Source organism: Bradyrhizobium septentrionale (assembly GCF_011516645.4).
GTDB lineage: Bacteria > Pseudomonadota > Alphaproteobacteria > Rhizobiales > Xanthobacteraceae > Bradyrhizobium > Bradyrhizobium septentrionale.
On record NZ_CP088285.1, the window covers coordinates 2,664,626 to 2,684,670 of the forward strand.

A 20,045-nucleotide genomic window follows, 5' to 3' on the forward strand; every position below is an offset into this window, starting at 1 on the left:
CCGCCACAGACTATGGTCGTATCTCGCGTGCTCTTTGTTGCAGGAGGTTGCCGTGACACAAGCAGGCACACGCGCGCGGTTGCTTCGTACCGCGTTCGCGACGCTCAGCGGTTCCATCATGCTCGCCGATCTCGCGCTCGCCTCGCAGGGACCGGGCGGCGGCATGGGAACGGCGAGCCCGCTCACGCAAATGCTGATGGCGTTCGTGGTCTATGGAACGATGGGATTGATCGCGGCTGCCGCAATGATCCGTGCGGCAAGCCGACGTCGGCCCAGCTAGCCGGGCCGCCAGAAGCAGTTCATGCGCGGCGTGATCACGGTGCCGCTCGGCCGGTGCTCCTGGACATAGGTCGCCGTGCAGTCGCGCACGGCGTTCGGACCGGGATTGTAGCGCGGGATGACATCCGGTTCCCAATGATCGGGCCGGGACCGGTAGATCGGCACGCGCTTCAGCCGGCGGCGCTCGACGACCCGCTCGCGCACAACCGGGTCCGCCTGACCGATGCGCGCTTCAGCCGCCGCGCTCTGTGCCTGCGCCTCTCCCGCCGGAAGCGAGAGCCCGACTGCACCAGCCAACAGCACTGCCGCCACGATCCGTTTCATCACGCCCACCTTGAGCCCCAATCTTGGGCCGCACGGTCTCCCATTGCACCGCCAAGGTCAACTGCGCTGGCGCCGCCTGAGGCACTCGCGCTAAAGGAGTGTCATGTGGACCACAGCCAAAGCCCCCTCGCTCGACGAGATGGAGGCCATGGCGCACGAGATTTTCGAGCGCCTGCCGGAGACCTTCCGGGCCCTCTGCGAGGGTCTGATCATCCGCGTCGACGACTTCCCGACCGACGAGGTGCTCGACGAGATGCAGGCCGAAAGCGAGTTCGACCTGCTCGGCCTGTTCCACGGCATCGGCCTGCCGCAGCAGAGCCATGGCGACGTCGCCCGGCTGCCCAACCTGGTCTGGCTGTACCGCCGGCCGATCCTGGACTACTGGGCCGAGCACGACGAGACCCTCGGTCACATCGTCCGTCACGTGCTGATCCATGAAATTGGCCACCATTTCGGCCTCTCCGACGCCGATATGGAGGCGATTGAGGCCGATGCGGGCTAGCCCTGCAGAAATGGCCCTTTTACCGCTGTCGCATTCGCGATAAATAACCGCCCCTATCCCTCATTTTGACCGGGAAGTGCAACGATGGACAAGTTCACCACGCTGGAAGGCGTCGCGGCGCCGCTGAAGATCATCAATGTCGACACCGACATGATCATTCCGAAGCAGTACCTCAAGACCATCAAGCGCACCGGCCTTGGCAAGGGGCTTTTCTCCGAGCAGCGCTACAAGGATGACGGCAGCGAGAACCCGGATTTCGTCCTCAACCAATCAGCCTATCGCAACGCGAAGGTGCTGGTCGCCGGCGACAATTTCGGCTGCGGCTCGAGCCGCGAGCACGCGCCCTGGGCGCTGCTCGACTTCGGCATCCGCTGCGTGATCTCGACCTCGTTTGGCGACATCTTCTACAACAACTGCTTCAAGAACGGCATCCTGCCGATCCGCGTGTCGCAGGAGGACCTCGACAAGCTGTTCGACGACGCCGAGCGCGGCGCCAATGCGACACTGACCATCGATCTTCCCAACCAGGAGATCCGCGGTCCCGACGGCGGCAAGGTCAAGTTCGAGATCGATCCGTTCCGCAAGCATTGCCTGATCAACGGCCTCGACGACATCGGCCTGACGATGGAGAAGAAGACGTCGATCGACACCTTTGAGGCCAAGCTCAAGGAGCGCGCCTGGGCCTGAGCGGCAGCGTATCATCGAGCCCCGGTGCCCTCGGGCGCCGGGGCTTTTGCTTGCCGAATTGCCTCGCCGCAGACTTGCTGATAGCTGACGCGCATGCTGCTTGACATCGTCACCTTCTGGCACGGCTCGATGGACGCGCTGCGCCAGACCTGCCTGCGCTCGCAGGTGGCGGCTGGGCACAAGGTCACCGTCTACAGCTTCGATCCGATTCCCGGCCTGCCTGACGGCGTCGGCAATGCCGAGGCCGAGGCGGTGCTGCCGCATTCGTTCTCGGAAAGACTGCGTCCGGCCGAGCCGGACGGTTCGTGGCGCGACTGGACCATCCTGCAGTTCAGCGACTTCTTCCGTATGCGGCTGATGCGGCAGCGCGCCGGCCTCTGGCTCGATGCCGATGTGCTGCTGCTGAAGGGCGTCGAGATCGATCCGGCAAAGCCCTATTTTGCCTGGGAACGTCCGCGCCAACTCGGCAACTCGGTGCTGTATCTGCCGCCGGACGATCCGATCGTGCGCGCCTTCGAAGCGCTGATGCAGCAGGACGAGCTGACCCCGGACTGGCTGGCGCTGCGTCACCGCGTGACCTTTGCGATGCGCCGGCTGCGCGGCAAATCCAATCGCCTCGCCGACATCCGCGTCGCGATCTTCGGTCCGGCAGCGCTCACCGCGCTGGCGCGCCGCGAGGGCGAGTTGCAGCACGCGCTGCCGAAGCGTTCGTTCTACGCGGTGCATGCCGAGCCGAGACAGTTCTTCGAGCCGTCGGATATTTCGAGGTACCTGAACGACCCCGCCATCGTCGGCCTGCACATCTCGCCAAAGGGACGCGGCAAGGACGCGCCGATCCCTGGCAGCCTCTATGCATGGGCGACGGAGAGGTTTGGCGCGCGACCATAGCGCAGCCCACCCTCTCCCCTTGTGGGAGAAGGTGGCGTGGTCCTAACCGGCTACATAGGTAACAGAATAGACCGGCGACATAGGTAACGGGTCAACTGATCGGCAAGGAGGAACTTGCCGATGGGGTGGATGGAGACCTGTGCTGTGGATGAACGGATGCGGTTTGTGGTGGCGGCACAAAAGCACGAGGAGTCGTTTGCGGCGGTGTGCCGGCGGTTCGGAGTGAGCCGTCGGGTGGGCTACAAATGGCTTGCACGGTTCGAGGAAGAAGGCGCGGCCGGACTGTTCGATCGTCCGCGAGCTCCGCTGCATCGTCCACAAAGCGTTGCGGAGAAGATCGCTGAGCGCTGCCTTGAGGTGCGTCGGGCGCATCCTAGCTGGGGGCCGATCAAGGTGCTGGCCTTTCTCGAACGGAAGTCACCTCGGACGGCATGGCCCGCGGCAAGCACGATCGGCGAGCTGTTCGATCGTGAGGGGCTGACGGTGAAGCGCAAGCTGCGCCGGCGCGGGCCGCCCTCGAGCGCGCCCTTTGCCGGTTGCGAGGCGGCCAACGACGTCTGGTGCATCGACTTCAAGGGCTGGTTCCTGACCGGGGACGGCATGCGCTGCGAACCGCTGACGCTCACCGATGCCTATAGCCGCTATCTGCTGCGCTGCCAGGCCTTGGCACGCACCGACACGGATCATGTCTGGCCTGTGCTGGACGCTGCGTTGCGCGAGTTTGGGTTGCCACTCTACATGCGCTCGGACAACGGCTCGCCGTTTGCCTCGCGCGGCGCCGGAGGATTGTCACGACTGTCGGTCAAGCTGATCAAAGCCGGCGTGACGCCGGAGCGCATTGCACCGGGCAAACCTCAGCAGAACGGCCGCCATGAGCGGATGCATCTGACGCTGCTGCAAGACGTTGCCAATCCGCCGGCTCCCACCATGCGCGAGCAGCTCAAGCGCTTGCACAGCTTCCAGCATCTCTACAACGAAGAGCGTCCTCACCAATCGCTCGACAACGCCACGCCAGCCGACCGTTACCAGGCCTCCTCGCGCCGCTTCGACGGTGTCTTGCGCAAGCCGGAATACGCTGACGGTCAGGACGTCCGCTCGGTCCGGCACAACGGAGAGATCAAGTGGTTGGGCAACACGATCTATATCAGCGAAGCGCTGATCGGTGAGCCCGTCGGCTTGGCCGAGGACCCGGACGGCTGGACCGTCAGCTATGGCCCGATCGTGCTCGGCACGATCGCCCATCGCGGTGACCAACTCCGCAGACCCAAACGCAAGGCAAAAGGCTGTGGACTTGAGGACAACGCTACGCGTTGCCCTCAGGGTCCACAGCCCCAACAACAGACCTGAACGAAACGAGAATTGTGTTACCCATGTCGTCGGTCTGAACCGTTACCCATGTCGCCGGTTGCTCAGGCTTCGCGAAGCGAAGCCGGGTGAGGGGTCTGCCTCCACGGATAGAGACCCCTCATCCGTCGCGGACTGCGTCCGCGCCACCTTCTCCCACAAGGGGAGAAGGGAAGAATCCCTGCTAATGCCCCATCGCGGCGATCGCGTCGGCGATCGCGATCGTGCGCTTGGCCATCTCGGCGTGCAGCCGCTCCACCATGCGGCCGTCGAGCTGGATCGCACCGCGCGAGGCGTTCTCCGGCTGTTCGAAGGCGGCGATGATCTTGCGCGCCTCAGTGACCTCAGCCTCCGGCGGCGTGAAGATCGCGTTGCAGGCGTCGATGTGGCTCGGGTGGATCAGCGTCTTGCCGTCGAAGCCGAGATCGCGGCCCTGCGCGCATTCCTCTGCAAAGCCGTCGACATTGCTGATGTCGCTATAGGGCCCGTCGAGGATTTCGAGCCCGTGCGCGCGGGTCGCCAGGATGCAATGCGTGATCATCGGGATCATCGCCGCGCGGCCCGGCTTCATCCGGATCCGGGTTTCGCGCGCGATATCGTTGGGCCCGAACACGAAGCCGGCGAGCCGGGTTTCGGAGTCTTTCGATGCGGCGGCGAGCTTGTCGGCGTCGAGCACCGCGCGCGCGGTCTCGATCATGGCCCAGACCCGGATCGAGGCGGGCGCATTGATTTCGCTGAGGCGGTCGGCAACCGCGTTGAGATCGTCGACGGTGGAGATCTTGGGGACCAGGATGCCATCCGGCTGCGCCTTGCCGGCCATGCCGATGTCGTCGACCCACCAGGGCGTGTCGAGGGCATTGATCCGGATCAGGACCTCGCGCTTGCCAAAGCCCTTGGCGGCGACCGCCTTGGCGATCTGCTCGCGAGCCACCGCCTTGGCGTCGGGGGCAACGGAATCCTCCAGATCCAGGATAATGCCGTCCGCCGGCAGCGTCCGGGCCTTTTCCAGCGCCCGTGCATTCGATCCCGGCATGAACAACAGGCTGCGGCGCGGACGGGTCATGGTGGTCTCCTCAAGGCCTTTGGCAGATTGTTGTTTAAGCATGATCTTTTCGGAAAACCGCTTCGCACTTTTCCGGATCATGCTCTAGCGAACGTCCATTGTTTAGGCACTGATCGGCCGCCGCTTTTCAAGCCCCGGCCCTATCATTTCAGTCCCGACGCCGAAAGTCTTGTTCCGGACATGCGCTTGTGGTTAGGCAGTGGCATGCAGTCCTTTCCGAAGCAATTGATCGACGGCTACCACGCCTTTGCCACACAGCGGCTGCCGACCGAGCAGTCCCGCTACCGGGACCTGTCCGAGCGCGGCCAGTTCCCCGAGACCATGGTGATCGGCTGTTGCGACTCCCGCGTCTCGCCGGAAGTGATCTTCGATGCCGGCCCCGGCGAGTTGTTCGTGGTCCGCAACATCGCCAACCTGGTTCCGGTCTACCAGCCCGATAGCAACGCCCACGGCGTCTCGGCCGCGCTGGAATATGCCGTGACCGTGCTGAAGGTGAAAAATCTCGTGGTGCTGGGCCATGCCCAGTGCGGCGGCATCCGCGCCTTCATCGACAAGATCAAGCCGCTGACGCCGGGCGACTTCATCGGCAAATGGATGCAGATGTTCATCAAGCCGGGCGAGGTCGTCGAGCAGCGCGAGCATGAGAGCATGCAGGACTTCGTCACCCGCATCGAGAAGGCCGCGGTGTTCCGTTCGCTGGAGAACCTGATGACCTTCCCGTTCGTGCGCGAACGCGTGGAGAGCGGTGACATGCAACTGCACGGCGCCTATTTCGGCGTCGCCGAAGGCTCGCTGTTCGTGCTCGACAGGACGGCGAAGGAATTCATCAGCGTTCGCTGACGCGATGAAATCGGGCGAGTAGAATCTACTCGCCGCCGTGATGGCCGCTGCCCCAGCGGTCGGAGATCGCGAGCATGAAGGACGACACCACGAACACCAGGTGCACACCGACCAGCCAGGCGAGCTTGCTGGGATCGAACGCGGTATCGAGGTTCATGAACGCCTTCAGCACCTGAATGGCCGAGATCGCAACAATCGACGCAAGTAATTTTTGCTTCAGGCCGCCGAAATCGACCTTGGTCATCCAGTCCGGCCAATCCGGGTGCCCTTCCGGATCGATCTTCGAGACGAAATTCTCGTAGCCGGAAAACACCACGATCAGGATCAGATTGCCGGTCAGCGAGATGTCGATCAGCGAGAGCACGCCGAGAATGATGTCGGATTCCTTGGCATCCGGCACATGCAGGATGAAGTGCCACAGCTCCATGCAGAACTTGAGCAGCAAAGCCGCGAGGCTGATGACAAGGCCGAAATAGAACGGCGCCATCAGCCAGCGGCTGTTGAAGAGCAGGTTTTCGAAACGACGTTCGACGCGCTTCAGCGTCGGATTGGGCCGGTAGGTCGCCGGTTGTTCCGCCATGACACGCGCTTCCTGACCCGTATCCCGCGTTTCGCTTCGGCTCAGCTATTTGAGCATGATCTCCGCGCAAACGCGTTCCGCGTTTGTCGCGAGGGAAAACCGCTTCGCACTTTTCCGGATCATGCTCTACGCCGCCTTCTTCTTCGCGGTGATCAGCTTGCGGTTGATCAGGACTTCGGCGATCTGGATCGCGTTCAGCGCCGCGCCCTTGCGCAGATTGTCCGAGACGCACCAGAACGACAGGCCGTTCTCCACCGTGGCGTCCTCGCGGATGCGGCTGATATAGGTCGCGTCCTCGCCGGCCGCCTCGTACGGCGTGACGTAGCCGCCCGGCTCGTGCTTGTCGATCACGAGGCAGCCCGGCGCATTGCGCAGGATGTTACGCGCCTCGTCCGCCGTGATCGGATTGGCGAACTCGACATTGACGGCCTCGGAGTGGCTGACGAAGACCGGCACGCGCACGCAGGTCGCGGTCAGCTTGATCTTGGGATCAAGGATCTTCTTGGTCTCCGCCATCATCTTCCACTCTTCCTTGGTGAAGCCGTCTTCCATGAAGACGTCGATCTGGGGAATGATGTTGAAGGCGATGCGCTTGGGAAACTTCTTATTGATCAGCTCGTCATTGGTGTAGACGGCCTTGGTCTGCGTGAACAACTCGTCCATCGCGTCCTTGCCGGCGCCCGACACCGATTGATAAGTCGCGACCACGACGCGGGTGATGGTGGCCTTGTCGTGCAGCGGCTTCAGCGCGACGACGAGCTGCGCGGTCGAGCAGTTCGGATTGGCGATGATGTTCTTCTTGGTGAAGCCGGCGGTGGCATCCGCGTTCACCTCCGGCACGATCAGCGGCACGTCCGGGTCCATGCGCCAGGCCGACGAATTGTCGATCACGACCGCACCGGCGGCGCCGATCTTGGGCGACCATTCCTTGGAGACCGAGCCGCCGGCCGACATCAGGCAGATGTCGACGTCGGAGAAATCATAATGCTCGAGCGCCTTCACCTTCAGCGTGCGGTCGCCATAGGAGACCTCGACGCCGACGCTGCGGCGCGAGGCCAGCACGACGACCTCGTCGGCGGGGAATTTGCGCTCGTCGAGAATGTTGAGCATTTCGCGCCCGACATTGCCGGTCGCTCCGACCACCGCGACTTTGTAACCCATCGTTCACTCTCCGACGAAAAATGCCCGTTCCCCCGCTGACAGCGGAAAGGGAAGAGGCAGCGCTTCTATGCGAGAAACCCCGTCAAGACAACGTTGCGCAGCATTTGAGCGTTTTGATGCGTTTCTTTCAGGCCGGTCCGGCCGCACCCCATCATACGAGAACTCCGTCCGCGCTGACGAGTTTCGTCGACGAGGTCTACGCCACGCTCTCCCGGCTGTTCGCCTATGTCGCCGTGCTCGCGCTGTTCGCCGTCCTCGGCACCTATCTATGGAAGCAACTGCCGGACGCAACGGCGATGGCGGCCCCCGCCGCCACAGGCTGGAGCCTGGCCGGTCGCTCGACGCCGGCTTTTGCCATCAGCCGGCAAGATCCGCTAGATAAAACAGAGGCTTACGAAATCTTCCGGCACCCCGAGGGCGGCCGCAAGGACGTCTTCCGCTGGGCGGATGCCAACGGCGCGCCGGCAGCGGAGCTGGAAATCTACCGCCCCGGCGGCGAGGCCGTGGGACCCGCGGTCACCGAGATTGCCGGGCGGCTCGACCCGGGCGGCGTCCGCGAGCTCGAGGCCGCCGGCATCGTCGACAGCAAGTTCGGCAGCGTCACCTTGCTGCGCCCGGTGCGGCAGGACGGCAGCCGCAGTTGCCTCGGCTTCCTCAAGCAGGCCGACGCGCCCGATCTGCGCATCTCCGGCTGGACCTGCCAAGGCGCCGGCCTGCCGGCCCAGCGCGCCGCGATCGTCTGCATGCTGAACCGCCTGACCCTGCTGGCCGCCGGCAATGACCTGCGGCTCGCCGCGCTGTTCGCGCATGCCGAGCTGCGCCGTACCGACTGCGTTACCTCCGGCCCGCCGGCCATGTCGGCCGACTGGGTGATGGGCAGCGCGAACCCGCTTCTGCGCGGCGCCCTTTGATGGCAAGACCGTGGCAAGACACTGGTTTACATGAAACTTTTGCTCTACCGGCTGCATTATCTGGACCGGTGTGGCGCAATTGACCTAGTGACGGGCTTCCCACCAAGGCTACAATATGTTCCGAGTGATTTTGGCGGACGCGCCAGCCCCCCGACGGGGCCGTAATGACGAGGATGCGATGACCTTGAAATTCCCTGCCGCGAACAAGCTCGTGGTGTTGCTTGCCGCGGCTGCCGTCACCGCAACCGCGCTCAGTGTCACCGCGGCCAGCGCGCAGAGCCCGCGCAAGCAGCAAGAGCAGTATGACCGCGACGGCCGCCGCTATTACGGCCAGCAGGGTCCGAACCGCGTCTATCAGCAGGGTCCGCGCACCCGCGTCTACGTCACCACGCGCTCGTGGCTGGACGCCGGCACCGAAGTGCTGCCGGGCGACCGCAAGTTCAACGACTACGCCTATCCGCCGGAGATCGGCTACCCCTCGTTCGCGCGCGAGAACAACAACCGTCCGATCGATCGCCAGCCGCTCAGCACGCCGGCCGACGTTGGCGGCTATCCGCGGAACTTCCCGCTGTACTGAGAATTTCGGCGCACAGCCGATACGAAAATGCCCGGCTCCGGCCGGGCATTTTTGTTTTGCGATCACTCCGGAGCGATGCGCAGCATCGCCCCGGAATGACGACGCAGTCCTTACGCGTGCAGCTTCTGCAATTCCTTCAGGATCGCTTCGCCCATCTGCGTCGTGCTGGCTGACGTGGTGCCTTCCGACTTGATGTCGGCGGTACGCAGGCCGCTGGCGAGCACGGCCGCGATTGCGGCATCGACCTTGTCGGCGAGATCGCCCATATCGAAGGAGTAGCGCAGCGCCATGCCGAACGACGAGATCATCGCGATCGGGTTGGCGAGGCCCTTGCCCGCGATGTCGGGCGCCGAGCCGTGCACCGGCTCGAACAGCGAACGGCGCTTCCTGGTCTTGGAGTCGACTTCGCCGAGCGAGGCCGACGGCAGCATGCCGAGCGAACCGGTCAGCATCGCGGCGATGTCGGACAGCATGTCGCCGAACAGATTGTCTGTGACGATGACGTCGAATTGCTTCGGCGCCTTCACCAGGTTCATGCCGCCGGAATCGGCGAGCTGATGCTCCAGCGTGACGTCCTTGTATTCGCGCGCGTGGACCTGGGTCATGACCTCGTTCCAGAGCACGCCCGATTTCATGACGTTGCGCTTCTCCATCGACGTCACCTTGTTGCGGCGCTTGCGCGCCAGATCGAAGGCGACGCGGCCGATGCGCTCGATCTCGTAGGTGTCGTAGACTTGGGTGTCGACCGCGCGCTTCTGCCCGTTGCCGAGATCGGTGATGGTCTTCGGCTCGCCGAAATAGACGCCGCCGGTGAGTTCGCGGACGATCATGATGTCGAGACCCTCGACCGCCTCGCGCTTGAGGCTCGAGGCATCCGCCAGCGCCGGGTAGCACACCGCCGGGCGCAGATTGGCGAACAGGCCGAGATCCTTGCGCAGCCGCAGCAGGCCGGCCTCGGGGCGGACTTCGTAGGGCACGCTGTCCCACTTCGGACCGCCGACCGCGCCGAAGATCACGGCGTCGGCCGCGGTCGCCTTGGCCATGTCGCCCTCGGAGATCGACACCTTGTGGGCGTCATAGGCGGAGCCGCCGACCAGCCCCTGCTCGGTCTCGAACCTGGCGATGCCCTGCGCATTCAGCCAGTCGATCACGCGCTGCACCTCGGCCATCACTTCGGGGCCGATGCCGTCGCCGGGGAGAAGCAGCAGTTTATGGGTCGCCATGGTGTTACCTCGAGCTAACTGTTTGTTGTCATTGCCGGGCAAGAGCGCGAAGCGCGTCCTCGCACAAATGACCCGGCAATCCATCCCGCTTCGAAGAAGCCTTGAAGATGGATGCCCGGGTCAAGCCCGGGCATGACGAGCGGGGAAATCCGGGCGGAGTGCTAAAACGCCCTGAGCGGATTGGCAAGGCGCCTCGGACAGGGCCAAAATGGCCCCACAGAGCCAACCGCGCCCCAAGAAGCCAACAAGACGGACCTCATGACGGCAGCCATCGTCTACGCCTTCGCCTCCGCCATTTTCCTCGGCGCAGGCGTTGTGCTGGCGCAGCTTGGCTTGCGCACCGTCGAGCCGCTGTCGGGCGCCGCAATCAGCGTGCCGTCCTTCACTTTGCTGTTCCTGCTGATGTCGCCGCTGATCCTGCATGGCGAGCCGGTGGTGTGGCGCGGCCTGCCGATCTTCATGGCGATCGGCCTGTTCTTCCCGGCGTCGCTGACGCTCCTGACCTTCGCGTCGAACCGGGCGCTCGGGCCGGTCATCACCTCGACATTGGGCAATCTGGCGCCGCTGTTTGCGGTCACCGCCGCCGTGGTGCTGCTGCACGAGCCGATCGAGCCTCAGCAGCTCGCCGGCCTCGTCGTCGCGGTGGCGGGCGCGGCTGTCATCACCGTGACCCGGCCGCGCGACCTCGGCCATTGGCGCAGCTGGGCGCTGCTGCTGCCGCTCGCCAGCGCCCTGGTGCGCGGCATCGTGCCCCCGATTGCCAAGCTCGGGCTTGCGATCTGGCCGAGCCCGCTCTGGGCCTGCCTGATCGGCTACATCATGTCCTCGCTGGTGGTGCTGACCGTGCAGCGGATCCGCAAGGGCAGCTTCGTGGTGCAGGCCCCGCGCGAGGGCCGGTTCTGGTTCGCATTGACCGGGATCAGCAACGGGCTCAGCGCACTCAGCCTGTTCGCCGCGGTCCGCAACGGCCCGATCACGCTGGTGGCGCCGCTTGCTGCGATCTATCCGCTGGTCACCGTGGCGCTGAGCGCAATGCTGCTCAAACATGTCGAGATCACCGCGCGGATCGTCGCCGGAACCCTGCTCACCGTGATCGGCGTCGCGCTGGTCCTGATCGCCTGATTGCCCGATGCGCACGACAGTGTTGCGGCCTCCGGCGCTGGGCAGCGCCGCTGCGGCCTGCCACAATGGCCGCATTGCCGGAGTGAATTGTGAGAGCCCCCGCCCCGTCCTATCCGCATCCCGCGCGGCTGATCCTGATTCTGTCGCTCGCACCGACGGTCGGTCTCGGCATCGGCCGCTTTGCCTATTCGCTGGTGCTGCCCGACATGCGCGACTCGCTGGCCTGGTCCTATTCGGCCGCCGGCTTCATGAACACGATCAATGCCGCCGGCTATCTGGTCGGCGCGCTGTTCGCCTCGCGCCTGATCCAGCGCTTCGGGCTTGCCACATCGGTACGCTGGTCGACGGTGGCCTGCGCGCTGTCGCTGGCGCTCTGCGCCCTCTCGGGCAATTTCGTCGTGCTGAGCTTTGCCCGCCTGCTGGTCGGCTTCGCCGCCGCAATCGGCTTTGTCGGCGGCGGCGCACTCGCGGCGACGATTGCGCAATCGCGACCGGAGCGCGCGAACTTCCTGCTCAGCCTGTTCTATGCCGGGCCGGGCGTCGGCATCCTGGCATCCGGCCTGATCGCGCCCTTCGTGCTGCAGGGCTTTGGCGCGGGCTCATGGTGGATTGTGTGGTGGGCGATGACCCTGCTCTCGGCGATCATGACCGTGCCGCTGCTGCTTGCGCCATTCCATGGCAATGCAGCCGCCGGCATCGTGCGGACCAAATTCGCCATCATGCCGGTGCTGATCTATCTTGCCGCCTATTTCCTGTTCGGCGCCGGCTACATCGCCTACATGACCTTCATGATCGCCTATGTCCGCGATGGCGGCGGCGGCGCGGTCGCCCAGAGCGCGTTCTGGAGCCTGATCGGCGTCAGCGCGTTCGTGACGCCCTGGTTCTGGCGGCGGGTGCTGGCGCTCGACCGCGGCGGGATCGCCACCACCATCATCCTCGGCGTCAACGCGCTCGGCGCGGCTCTACCGATTTTCGGGCATTCGCCGCTGCTGCTTGCGATTTCCGCGCTGGTGTTCGGCGTCGCCTTCTTCGCGGTGGTGGGGTCGACCACCGCCTTCGTGCGCTTCAACTACCCGCCAGAGGCCTGGCCGACCGCGATCGCGGCGATGACCATCGCCTTCGGCATCGGCCAGACGCTCGGGCCGATCGTGGTCGGCGCGATCACGGATGCCGTCGGCAGCCTGTCATTTGCATTGAATGTCTCGGCCGCGATGCTCGCGCTCGGCGCGCTGCTGTCGGCGTTTCAGCGGAAGGTGGGGCCGTAAGGCAATCTGTCATTCCGGGATGCGCCGCAAGGCGCAGGCCCGGAATCCATTTGGCCACACAGTCTGTGTCACAATGGATTCCGGGCTCTCGCTTCGCGAGCCCCGGAATGACGAGGGGAGAGCGTCAGCTCCCGCTGAACGAATTGTAGCCCTGGTCTTCCCAGTAGCCGCCCTTGTAGTCGTTGGTGACTTCCATCGACAGCACGTATTTCGGGTTCTTGAAGCCGAGTTTTGTGGGCACCCGGATCTTCATCGGGAAGCCGTAGGCGCGCGGCAGGATCTCGTCGCCGAATTTGAAGGTCATCTGGGTCTGCGGATGCAGCGCCGTGCGCATGTCCAAAGGTGAATTGTAGCCGTCCTTGTCGGCGCACTGGAACCAGACATATTTGGCGCGCGTGTCGGCGCCGATGATCTTGAGGAAATCGCGCAGCGGCGTGCCGGTCCAGCTGCCGATCGCGCTCCAGCCCTCGACGCAGATATGCCGCGTCACCTGCTTGACCTGCGGCAGCTTGTACAATTCGTCCAGCGTCCACGACTTCTTGTTGTCGACCAGGCCGCGCACCTCGAGCTTCCAGTCCGCGCCCGCGACCTCGGGCGCATCGTCGAGATCATAATAGGCATTGAACGGGAACGGCTTGGTGATCATGCTCTCGGGATAGGTCGGCGCCAGCGCATCCGGATTGAACATCCAGGCCTGCACCGCGTCGTTGAACTTCGAGACCCTCTTCAGCAGTTCTTCCGCGGACGACGAATCGACCACGTCGCAGCCGGTCAGCAGGGTCAGCGCGCCGAGGCTGGTCCCCGCCGTGATGAAACGGCGGCGCGTCAGCTCCGGCATCGTCTTCACCGCGTCGCGCACCAGCAGCTTCTTGTCGACACCGGGGATCAGGAGTTTGCGCAAGCGACCCATGACACTCTCCCTAACGACCGATGATCATGGCGCGCAGGCTCTTCGGCACCAGCAGTGCGAGCGCGACATGGATCACCAGGAAGGCGACGATCAGCGCCATGCAGGTGAAATGAACATAACGGGCGAAGTCATAGCCGCCGAACAGCGTCACCAGCCAGTGCAATTGCACCGGCTTCCAGATCGACAGGCCGGACAGCACGATGACGACGCCGACGATGATGATGCCGGTATAGAGCAGCTTCTGCACCGAATTGTACTTGCTGAGATCGTCATGCGACAGCTTGAAGGTCAGCGCCGCCTTGGTATCGGAGATCACGCCGCCGGGGGTGATCGGCAGCAGCTTCTTGCGGAAGCGGCCGGTGGCGAAGCCGAGCGTCAGATAGACCAGGCCGTTGACCATCAACAGCCACATCGCGGCGAAGTGCCAGAGCAGCGCGCCGCCGAGCCAGCCGCCGAGCGTGATGCTCCGCGAGAAGGTGAAGCCGAACAGCGGCGAGGCGTTGTAGATCTGCCAGCCGGACATGATCATCAGGATCATCGCGAATGCGTTGATCCAGTGCACCATCCGCACCCAGACCGGCTGGATCACCTTCGCCGGCGTTGCGGTCTCTGCCTGGTGGTCGCTGACGGCAAGGCTCGTCATGGCATATCTCTGCTCGTGGTCGTTACCGGGTTATACGCCGGGAACCGGCGTTCCGTTACGGGATCGCGCCTTATCAGTTTGATATAGGCCGCCCCATCTGGTCACAAAAATGCGAGCCGGGGCGAGGCTCCGGCTCGCTGTTTCGTGGGGCGTTCGGGGACTAAATCGGGCCGCCAGGTGTTACGTCGCCGGCATCAGCACGGTGTCGACCACATGGATGACGCCGTTCGACTGGTTGACGTTGGAAATCGTCACCATCGAGGTGCCGCCCTTGGCATCGACGATCCAGACCTTGCCGTCCTGCTTCTTCACGGTGAGTTCCTCGCCCTCGGCGGTCTTCAGCTTCTTGCCGTCGGTGAGGTCGGAGGCCTCGAGCTTGCCGGGCACCACATGGTAGGTGAGGATCTTGGTCAGCGTCGCCTTGTTCTCCGGCTTGACGAGGTTGTCGACGGTTCCGGCCGGCAGCTTGCCGAACGCGGCGTTGGTCGGCGCGAACACCGTGAACGGGCCCTTGCTTTCCAGCGTGCTGACCAGGCCCGCGGCCTTCACCGCGGCGACGAGGGTGGTGTGGTCCTTCGAATTGACGGCGTTCTGGACGATGTTCTTGGACGGGAACATCGCGGCGCCGCCGACCATCACGGTCTTTTCCTCGGCGCGGACCGGGGCCACGACAGTGGCGGTGATCGCAAGCGCGCTGAAGGCGGCGGCAGTGAGATAGGCAATACGCTTCGACATGGTTTCGTCTCCCGATGAGATATCCGACCGGCGAGGCATCGCCGGCGATGATGGACAACGGCGCGTGTTGTTCGGTGTCTGCGTCGTCGTTGGCCGAGCTACGGCAGGTTTTCCCGGCGGTTTCCGGAAATAATTCTTTGTGATTCCTGAAACCGGTGGGCTCGCGCTGCGTACGCACGGCGCTCCGTCCGTTCCGTCGACCATTCCATTCAGCGGAATGGACGGGTGCGCTGCCGCGAGCAATTCGCTTGCCGCCGCTCGTCGGTTGGTTCAGCCTGAGATTGTGGCGCAACGTCGCAGCAGGCGGCAGTGGGGGGACCAATCATGAGCAGCATCACGGCTGATGGCCACGCCGCGCCTGCGGCGAACGAGGCCAGCAGCGACATCGGCCCACTCGAGCAGAAGCACCTGCAATACGCCAATTACCGCGCGGTCGCCGGCGGCACGGAGGTGACGAAAACGCATTGGCACATCGCCACCGCCAACGCACTCGGCTGGGGCTTTGACGGCATGGACGGCGTGATCTTCGCGCTGGTCTCCCCGATGGTGATCAAGGAATTTTCGCTGAGCCTGCCGGAATATCGCTCCGGCATGCAGATCGCGCTGTTCGTCGGCATCGCCGGCCTCTATTTCTGGCCATGGCTGGCCGACCGGTTTGGCCGGCGCACGCTGCTCGCCGTCAACATCGCGCTGTTCTCGCTGTTGATGCCGGTCGCGGCGCTGTCGCCGACCTTTACGGTCTTCGTGATCGCGCGCTCGTTCCTGTTCTTCGCGCTCAACGGCGAATGGTCGCTCGGCTCGATGCTTGTGGCCGAGACCTGGCCGGCCCGGCTGCGCGGGCGGGTGATCACCATCACGCGATCGGCCTGGTGCCTCGGTGCCACGCTCGCCGGCGCCATCACCGGACTGGTCGCCGCCAATTTCGGCTGGCGTGTCGCAGTCATGGTGCCCGGCGTGATCGCGCTGCTCGCGATCTATATCCGCTCCACCTGCCCGGAATCGCCCTATTGGGTGCGCGCGCAGGATCGCAAGCGGCGCATCTCGGAGACGCTGGCGCGCGGCGGCACGGTCAGCGCCGACGATGGCGCCTGGTTCGGCAAGGCCAAATCGGTCGGCATCCGCCAGGTGTTCTTGCCCGACGTGCTGCCCGCAACACTGGTTGCGCTGTTCGTGGCCTGCGCCAGTACCTGCATCTACGGCACGGTCGGCGCCTGGATGCCGCTGTATCTATCGACCGAGAAGCATTGGTCGACGACGGAATACAGCCTGTTCTACGTGTTCTACGGCCTTTGCGGCTTCCTCGGACTGTGCCTGGTCGGCTGGCTGATCGACAAGATCGGCCGCCGGCGCGCCTTCATCATCACCTTGATCGAGGGTGCGATCTTCATGACGCTCTGGGTCTATTCCGAGGACCGCGTCCTGCTCTGGACGTTCGGGCTGCTCTGGTGCCTCGGCTTCCTCGGCTTCTGGGGACCGAGCACGACCTTGACTGCGGAAATCTTCCCGACCCGCATCCGCGGCGCCGCCAACGGCGTGGTATGGGCGATCGCCTATTTCGTCGGCTTCGTGCTGTTCCCGTTCGTGTCCATCGCGCTCCAGCAGCACACCGGCTCGTTCGCGCTGGCGTTCCTCTGTATTCCCGTGCTGATGATCGCGATGGCGGTCGGTGTCTTCCTGTGGGTGCCCGAGCATTCCGGCAAGGAGCTGAACGAGATCATCGAGTGACGTAGACCGTCCACGCCGTCGTCCCGGCCAAGCGAAGCGCGAGCCGGGACCCATAACCACGAATGGCCGTTATCAGGTGTCGCTGGAGCCACAGCGCGCCCAACAATCCGACCCTGTGGTTATGGGTCCCTGCTCCCGTGCGCAATTGCGCACTTGGCAGGGACGACCCGTTGAGGGAGTTGAGTTTAATCCCTGTTCGCCGGCGTCTGAATAAATCCGCGGTTATGCGTCGGGCTGATCAGGATCTCGTTCATGCAGACCCGCGCAGGCATGCTGGCGACGAAGGCGATGGTGCGGCCGCAATCTTCCGGCTGCAGCATCTTGGCCTGCTCGGCTTCGCTCGGAACCACCGGCCGCTGCTTCAGGATCGGCGTTGCGACCTCGCCCGGCGACAGGCAGCAGGCGCGCAGGCCGTTGACGCATTCGTCCATGTTGAAGGAATGGGTCAGCGCCAGCACCGCGTGCTTGGTCGTGGTGTAGGCCGGGCCCGGCATTTTCGAGACGTGGCGGCCGGCCCAGGAGGCGACGTTGATGATGCAGCCGTCCTGCTGCTTGCGCATCGTCGGCAGCACCGCGCGCATGCAATAGAGCACGCCGTTGAGGTTGATCTCGACCAGCTTGTCCCAGCCTTCCAGCTCCATGTCGGCCCAGCTGCGCTTCGGCACATTGATGCCGGCGCTGTTGACCAGGAGATCGATGCGGCCGTGCTTTGCGACGATGGTCTCGGCCGCCTTGTTGACGTCGGCCTTGTTGCTGACGTCGAGCGGGATCGCCTCGGCCTTGCCGCCCTTGGTCGTGATGCTGGCCACCACGCGGTCGAGCTCTTCCTCGCGGCGGCCGGAGACCACCACCGTCCAGCCGTCCGCAGCCAGGAATTCCGCCCCGGATTCGCCGATTCCGGTGCCGCCGCCGGTGACCCAGGCCACGCGTTTCCCATTATTTGTCATGCAAACTGTCTCCGTTGCTTTCCGAAGGGCGTTTTTGCTAATCCAGCGCTAGTGCCCCGCTTCCGAAGTAATCTAATTAATCTAGTGCCGCTTATCGATTTGAAGTTCCTAGTAGGACTCGCGGCGCCTGGCTAGGAACTTCAAATCGGCGGCACTAGCCTTTCCGGCTCTTTCGCCCCTCGGGGAATGTTTGCATGAACACGACCACCAACGCCAACCTGTTTTCCCGCCTGTTCGACGGCCTCGACGACCCCAACCGGCTCGCGATCGAGCAGTTCGACGGCAGCCGCATCTCCTATGGCGATCTGATCGCGCGGGCCGGCCAGATGGCGAATGTGCTGGTTGAGCGCGGCGTCAAGCCGGGCGACCGCGTCGCGGCGCAGACCGAGAAATCGGTCCCGGCTCTGGTGCTCTATCTCGCCACCGTGCGCGCCGGCGGCGTCTATCTGCCGCTCAATACCGCCTATACGCTGAACGAGCTCGAATACTTCATCACCGATGCCGAGCCGGCGCTGGTGGTCTGCGATCCCTCCAAGCTGGAAGGCATCACGGCGATCGCCGCCAAGGTGGGCGCCAAGGTCGAGACGCTCGATCCGAGCGGCAAGGGCTCGCTGACCGAGGCCGCCGACAAGGCTCGTAAGGAATTCACCACCGTGCCGCGCGGCAATGACGATCTCGCCGCGATCCTCTACACGTCAGGCACCACCGGCCGTTCCAAGGGCGCGATGCTGTCGCACGACAATCTGGCGTCGAACTCCTACTCGCTGGTCGACTACTGGCGCTTCACCGACAACGACGTGCTGATCCACGCGCTGCCGATCTATCATACCCACGGCCTGTTCGTGGCGAGCAACGTGACGCTGTTCTCGCGCGCCTCGATGATCTTCCTGCCGAAGTTCGATCCGGACCTGATCATCAAGCTGATGGCGCGCGCGACCGTGATGATGGGCGTGCCGACCTTCTACACCCGCCTGTTGCAGAATCCCGGCCTGAACAAGGACGCGACGAAGCATATGCGGCTGTTCATCTCGGGCTCCGCGCCGCTGCTCGCTGACACCCATCGCGAATGGTCGGAGCGCACCGGCCATGCCGTGCTCGAGCGCTACGGCATGACCGAAACCAACATGAACACCAGCAATCCCTATGACGGCGAGCGCGTGCCCGGCGCGGTCGGCTTCGCGCTGCCCGGCGTCTCGGTGCGGGTGACCGATCCCGAGTCCGGCAAGCAGCTCGCGCCGGAGACCATCGGCATGATCGAGGTGAAAGGCCCGAACGTATTCAAGGGCTACTGGCGGATGCCGGAAAAGACAAAAGCCGAATTCCGGCCCGACGGCTTCTTCATCACCGGCGATCTCGGCAAGATCGACGGCAAGGGCTACGTCCACATCCTCGGCCGCGGCAAGGATCTCGTGATCTCCGGCGGCTTCAACGTCTATCCGAAGGAGATCGAGAGCGAGATCGACGCCATGCCCGGCGTGATCGAATCCGCCGTGATCGGCGTGCCGCACGCCGATTTCGGCGAAGGCGTCACCGCCGTGCTGGTCTGCAGCAAGGGCGCCGACATCAGCGAAGCCTCGGTGCTGAAAGCGCTCGACGGGCGGCTCGCCAAATTCAAAATGCCCAAGCGCGTCTTCGTCGTCGACGAACTGCCGCGCAATGCGATGGGCAAGGTGCAGAAAAACATTTTGCGCGATACGTATAAGGATATTTACAAGGCGTAGGTCACGAGGCCTTTGGCATGGATCGAGAGCGGGCGGCCGAATTAAAGAAACGCTTGCGCAACGTAGGCCGAGCACTCGATCGTGCGGTCATCGCCACGAAGGGAATCGACAAGGTCGAATGCGACGCCTTGTTGGAGCATCTGACCAAGGCCTGCGCAATCGTATACGGGAAACTGTTCGACATCTATGACCAGCATCCGGAGCTGAAGCCGCGGCCCAAGCCCCCGCGGATCAGCAGCACGCTCACATGGGACGAGGTTTCGCTAAGCCGGTCTGTGTCGGTTACCGAACTCGACCGGATCATCTTCTCTGTCATGGAGCGACAATGGCGGAAGATGATGATGATTGTGGGTCAGGCATTTGTGGAGTGCACAGACATCGGGCTAGCGATCAACAGCGAAACGATCGCTGCCCGGATTCAGGCATTGGCAAGTGCGGGCCACTTTGAGAGCCAGGGCGATCTGCGATACTGGGGCAATAGCATGATCCGATTGAAGGACTAGCCCTGTAGATCAGATATCGTAGCCCGGTTGGAGCCTAGCGCAATCCGGAGGCGGTCTGTCTTCCCCATCCCCCTGAAAGGGGGAAGGTCGGGATG

Annotated in this window: 22 protein-coding genes; 13 read left to right on the forward strand and 9 right to left on the reverse strand. The window is 64.0% G+C overall.

Annotation, left to right across the window (positions count from 1 at the left end; translation table 11 throughout):
* Window positions 1-52: 52 nt before the first annotated feature.
* Entirely contained in the window at window positions 53-280 is a 228-nt protein-coding gene (locus HAP48_RS14395; RefSeq protein WP_166202904.1) for a hypothetical protein, read from the forward strand.
* On the opposite strand, the gene HAP48_RS14400 is transcribed toward HAP48_RS14395, so the two are convergent.
* Window positions 277-603: a hypothetical protein gene (locus HAP48_RS14400; protein WP_166213248.1), complete on the reverse strand. Its 327-nt coding sequence runs from the start codon at window positions 601-603 to the stop codon at window positions 277-279. The genes HAP48_RS14395 and HAP48_RS14400 overlap by 4 nt on opposite strands.
* A gap of 103 nt (window positions 604-706) precedes the next feature.
* Between HAP48_RS14400 and HAP48_RS14405 the strand changes: the two genes are divergently transcribed.
* From HAP48_RS14405 to HAP48_RS14420, 4 genes are all read left to right on the forward strand, one after another.
* Window positions 707-1,105, forward strand: coding sequence for a metallopeptidase family protein (locus HAP48_RS14405; RefSeq protein ID WP_166213247.1), 399 nt, complete (start codon window positions 707-709; stop codon window positions 1,103-1,105).
* 84 nt (window positions 1,106-1,189) lie between these two features.
* The gene (gene leuD, locus HAP48_RS14410) at window positions 1,190-1,792 is read left to right on the forward strand and encodes a 3-isopropylmalate dehydratase small subunit (RefSeq protein ID WP_029081278.1); all 603 of its coding nucleotides are present in this window, start codon (window positions 1,190-1,192) and stop codon (window positions 1,790-1,792) included.
* Between the two features lie 93 nt (window positions 1,793-1,885).
* On the forward strand, window positions 1,886-2,680 hold the full coding sequence (locus tag HAP48_RS14415; protein WP_166213246.1) for a glycosyltransferase family 32 protein: 795 nt from the start codon (window positions 1,886-1,888) through the stop codon (window positions 2,678-2,680).
* A gap of 120 nt (window positions 2,681-2,800) precedes the next feature.
* Window positions 2,801-4,027: an integrase core domain-containing protein gene (locus tag HAP48_RS14420; RefSeq protein ID WP_420869824.1), complete on the forward strand. Its 1,227-nt coding sequence runs from the start codon at window positions 2,801-2,803 to the stop codon at window positions 4,025-4,027.
* Window positions 4,028-4,208: 181 nt separating this feature from the next.
* On the opposite strand, the gene HAP48_RS14425 is transcribed toward HAP48_RS14420, so the two are convergent.
* Complete coding sequence (locus tag HAP48_RS14425) at window positions 4,209-5,087, reverse strand: HpcH/HpaI aldolase/citrate lyase family protein (RefSeq protein ID WP_166213245.1); 879 nt, start codon at window positions 5,085-5,087, stop codon at window positions 4,209-4,211.
* A 204-nt stretch (window positions 5,088-5,291) separates the two neighbouring features.
* Between HAP48_RS14425 and HAP48_RS14430 the strand changes: the two genes are divergently transcribed.
* On the forward strand, window positions 5,292-5,927 hold the full coding sequence (locus tag HAP48_RS14430; protein WP_166213244.1) for a carbonic anhydrase: 636 nt from the start codon (window positions 5,292-5,294) through the stop codon (window positions 5,925-5,927).
* 25 nt (window positions 5,928-5,952) lie between these two features.
* On the opposite strand, the gene HAP48_RS14435 is transcribed toward HAP48_RS14430, so the two are convergent.
* A complete protein-coding gene (locus HAP48_RS14435) occupies window positions 5,953-6,507 on the reverse strand; it encodes a TIGR00645 family protein (RefSeq protein WP_166213243.1) in 555 nt (184 codons plus the stop codon).
* Between the two features lie 126 nt (window positions 6,508-6,633).
* On the reverse strand, window positions 6,634-7,668 hold the full coding sequence (locus tag HAP48_RS14440; protein ID WP_166213242.1) for an aspartate-semialdehyde dehydrogenase: 1,035 nt from the start codon (window positions 7,666-7,668) through the stop codon (window positions 6,634-6,636).
* Window positions 7,669-7,784: 116 nt separating this feature from the next.
* Between HAP48_RS14440 and HAP48_RS14445 the strand changes: the two genes are divergently transcribed.
* Window positions 7,785-8,579, forward strand: coding sequence for a hypothetical protein (locus HAP48_RS14445; RefSeq protein WP_166213241.1), 795 nt, complete (start codon window positions 7,785-7,787; stop codon window positions 8,577-8,579).
* A 178-nt stretch (window positions 8,580-8,757) separates the two neighbouring features.
* Complete coding sequence (locus HAP48_RS14450) at window positions 8,758-9,156, forward strand: hypothetical protein (RefSeq protein WP_166213240.1); 399 nt, start codon at window positions 8,758-8,760, stop codon at window positions 9,154-9,156.
* A gap of 110 nt (window positions 9,157-9,266) precedes the next feature.
* Here the strand turns inward: HAP48_RS14450 and leuB are convergent, their stop codons facing one another.
* Window positions 9,267-10,379: a 3-isopropylmalate dehydrogenase gene (leuB, locus tag HAP48_RS14455; protein WP_166213239.1), complete on the reverse strand. Its 1,113-nt coding sequence runs from the start codon at window positions 10,377-10,379 to the stop codon at window positions 9,267-9,269.
* A 258-nt stretch (window positions 10,380-10,637) separates the two neighbouring features.
* On the opposite strand from leuB, the gene HAP48_RS14460 reads away from it, so the two are divergent.
* Both HAP48_RS14460 and HAP48_RS14465 read left to right on the forward strand, forming a co-directional pair.
* Window positions 10,638-11,501 carry a DMT family transporter gene (locus HAP48_RS14460; RefSeq protein ID WP_166213238.1) on the forward strand — a complete coding sequence of 288 codons (864 nt, stop codon included), beginning with the start codon at window positions 10,638-10,640 and terminating at the stop codon, window positions 11,499-11,501.
* 89 nt (window positions 11,502-11,590) lie between these two features.
* The gene (locus HAP48_RS14465; protein WP_166213237.1) at window positions 11,591-12,766 is read left to right on the forward strand and encodes a YbfB/YjiJ family MFS transporter; all 1,176 of its coding nucleotides are present in this window, start codon (window positions 11,591-11,593) and stop codon (window positions 12,764-12,766) included.
* A 124-nt stretch (window positions 12,767-12,890) separates the two neighbouring features.
* Here the strand turns inward: HAP48_RS14465 and HAP48_RS14470 are convergent, their stop codons facing one another.
* The 3 genes from HAP48_RS14470 to HAP48_RS14480 all read right to left on the reverse strand — a co-directional run bounded on the left by HAP48_RS14470 (window position 12,891) and on the right by HAP48_RS14480 (window position 15,054).
* The gene (locus HAP48_RS14470) at window positions 12,891-13,676 is read right to left on the reverse strand and encodes a molybdopterin-binding protein (RefSeq protein WP_166213236.1); all 786 of its coding nucleotides are present in this window, start codon (window positions 13,674-13,676) and stop codon (window positions 12,891-12,893) included.
* Between the two features lie 10 nt (window positions 13,677-13,686).
* The gene (locus HAP48_RS14475; RefSeq protein WP_166213235.1) at window positions 13,687-14,319 is read right to left on the reverse strand and encodes a cytochrome b/b6 domain-containing protein; all 633 of its coding nucleotides are present in this window, start codon (window positions 14,317-14,319) and stop codon (window positions 13,687-13,689) included.
* 180 nt (window positions 14,320-14,499) lie between these two features.
* Complete coding sequence (locus HAP48_RS14480) at window positions 14,500-15,054, reverse strand: fasciclin domain-containing protein (protein ID WP_166213234.1); 555 nt, start codon at window positions 15,052-15,054, stop codon at window positions 14,500-14,502.
* 324 nt (window positions 15,055-15,378) lie between these two features.
* Here HAP48_RS14480 and HAP48_RS14485 point away from each other — a divergent pair, with 324 nt between their 5' ends.
* Window positions 15,379-16,779: an MFS transporter gene (locus HAP48_RS14485; protein WP_166213233.1), complete on the forward strand. Its 1,401-nt coding sequence runs from the start codon at window positions 15,379-15,381 to the stop codon at window positions 16,777-16,779.
* 185 nt (window positions 16,780-16,964) lie between these two features.
* On the opposite strand, the gene HAP48_RS14490 is transcribed toward HAP48_RS14485, so the two are convergent.
* Window positions 16,965-17,726, reverse strand: a complete 762-nt coding sequence (locus tag HAP48_RS14490) for an SDR family oxidoreductase (protein WP_166213232.1) — start codon at window positions 17,724-17,726, stop codon at window positions 16,965-16,967.
* A gap of 194 nt (window positions 17,727-17,920) precedes the next feature.
* On the opposite strand from HAP48_RS14490, the gene HAP48_RS14495 reads away from it, so the two are divergent.
* Both HAP48_RS14495 and HAP48_RS14500 read left to right on the forward strand, forming a co-directional pair.
* A complete protein-coding gene (locus HAP48_RS14495; RefSeq protein WP_166213231.1) occupies window positions 17,921-19,447 on the forward strand; it encodes a malonate--CoA ligase in 1,527 nt (508 codons plus the stop codon).
* Between the two features lie 17 nt (window positions 19,448-19,464).
* The gene (locus HAP48_RS14500) at window positions 19,465-19,950 is read left to right on the forward strand and encodes a DUF3658 domain-containing protein (RefSeq protein ID WP_166213230.1); all 486 of its coding nucleotides are present in this window, start codon (window positions 19,465-19,467) and stop codon (window positions 19,948-19,950) included.
* Window positions 19,951-20,045: the final 95 nt, after the last annotated feature.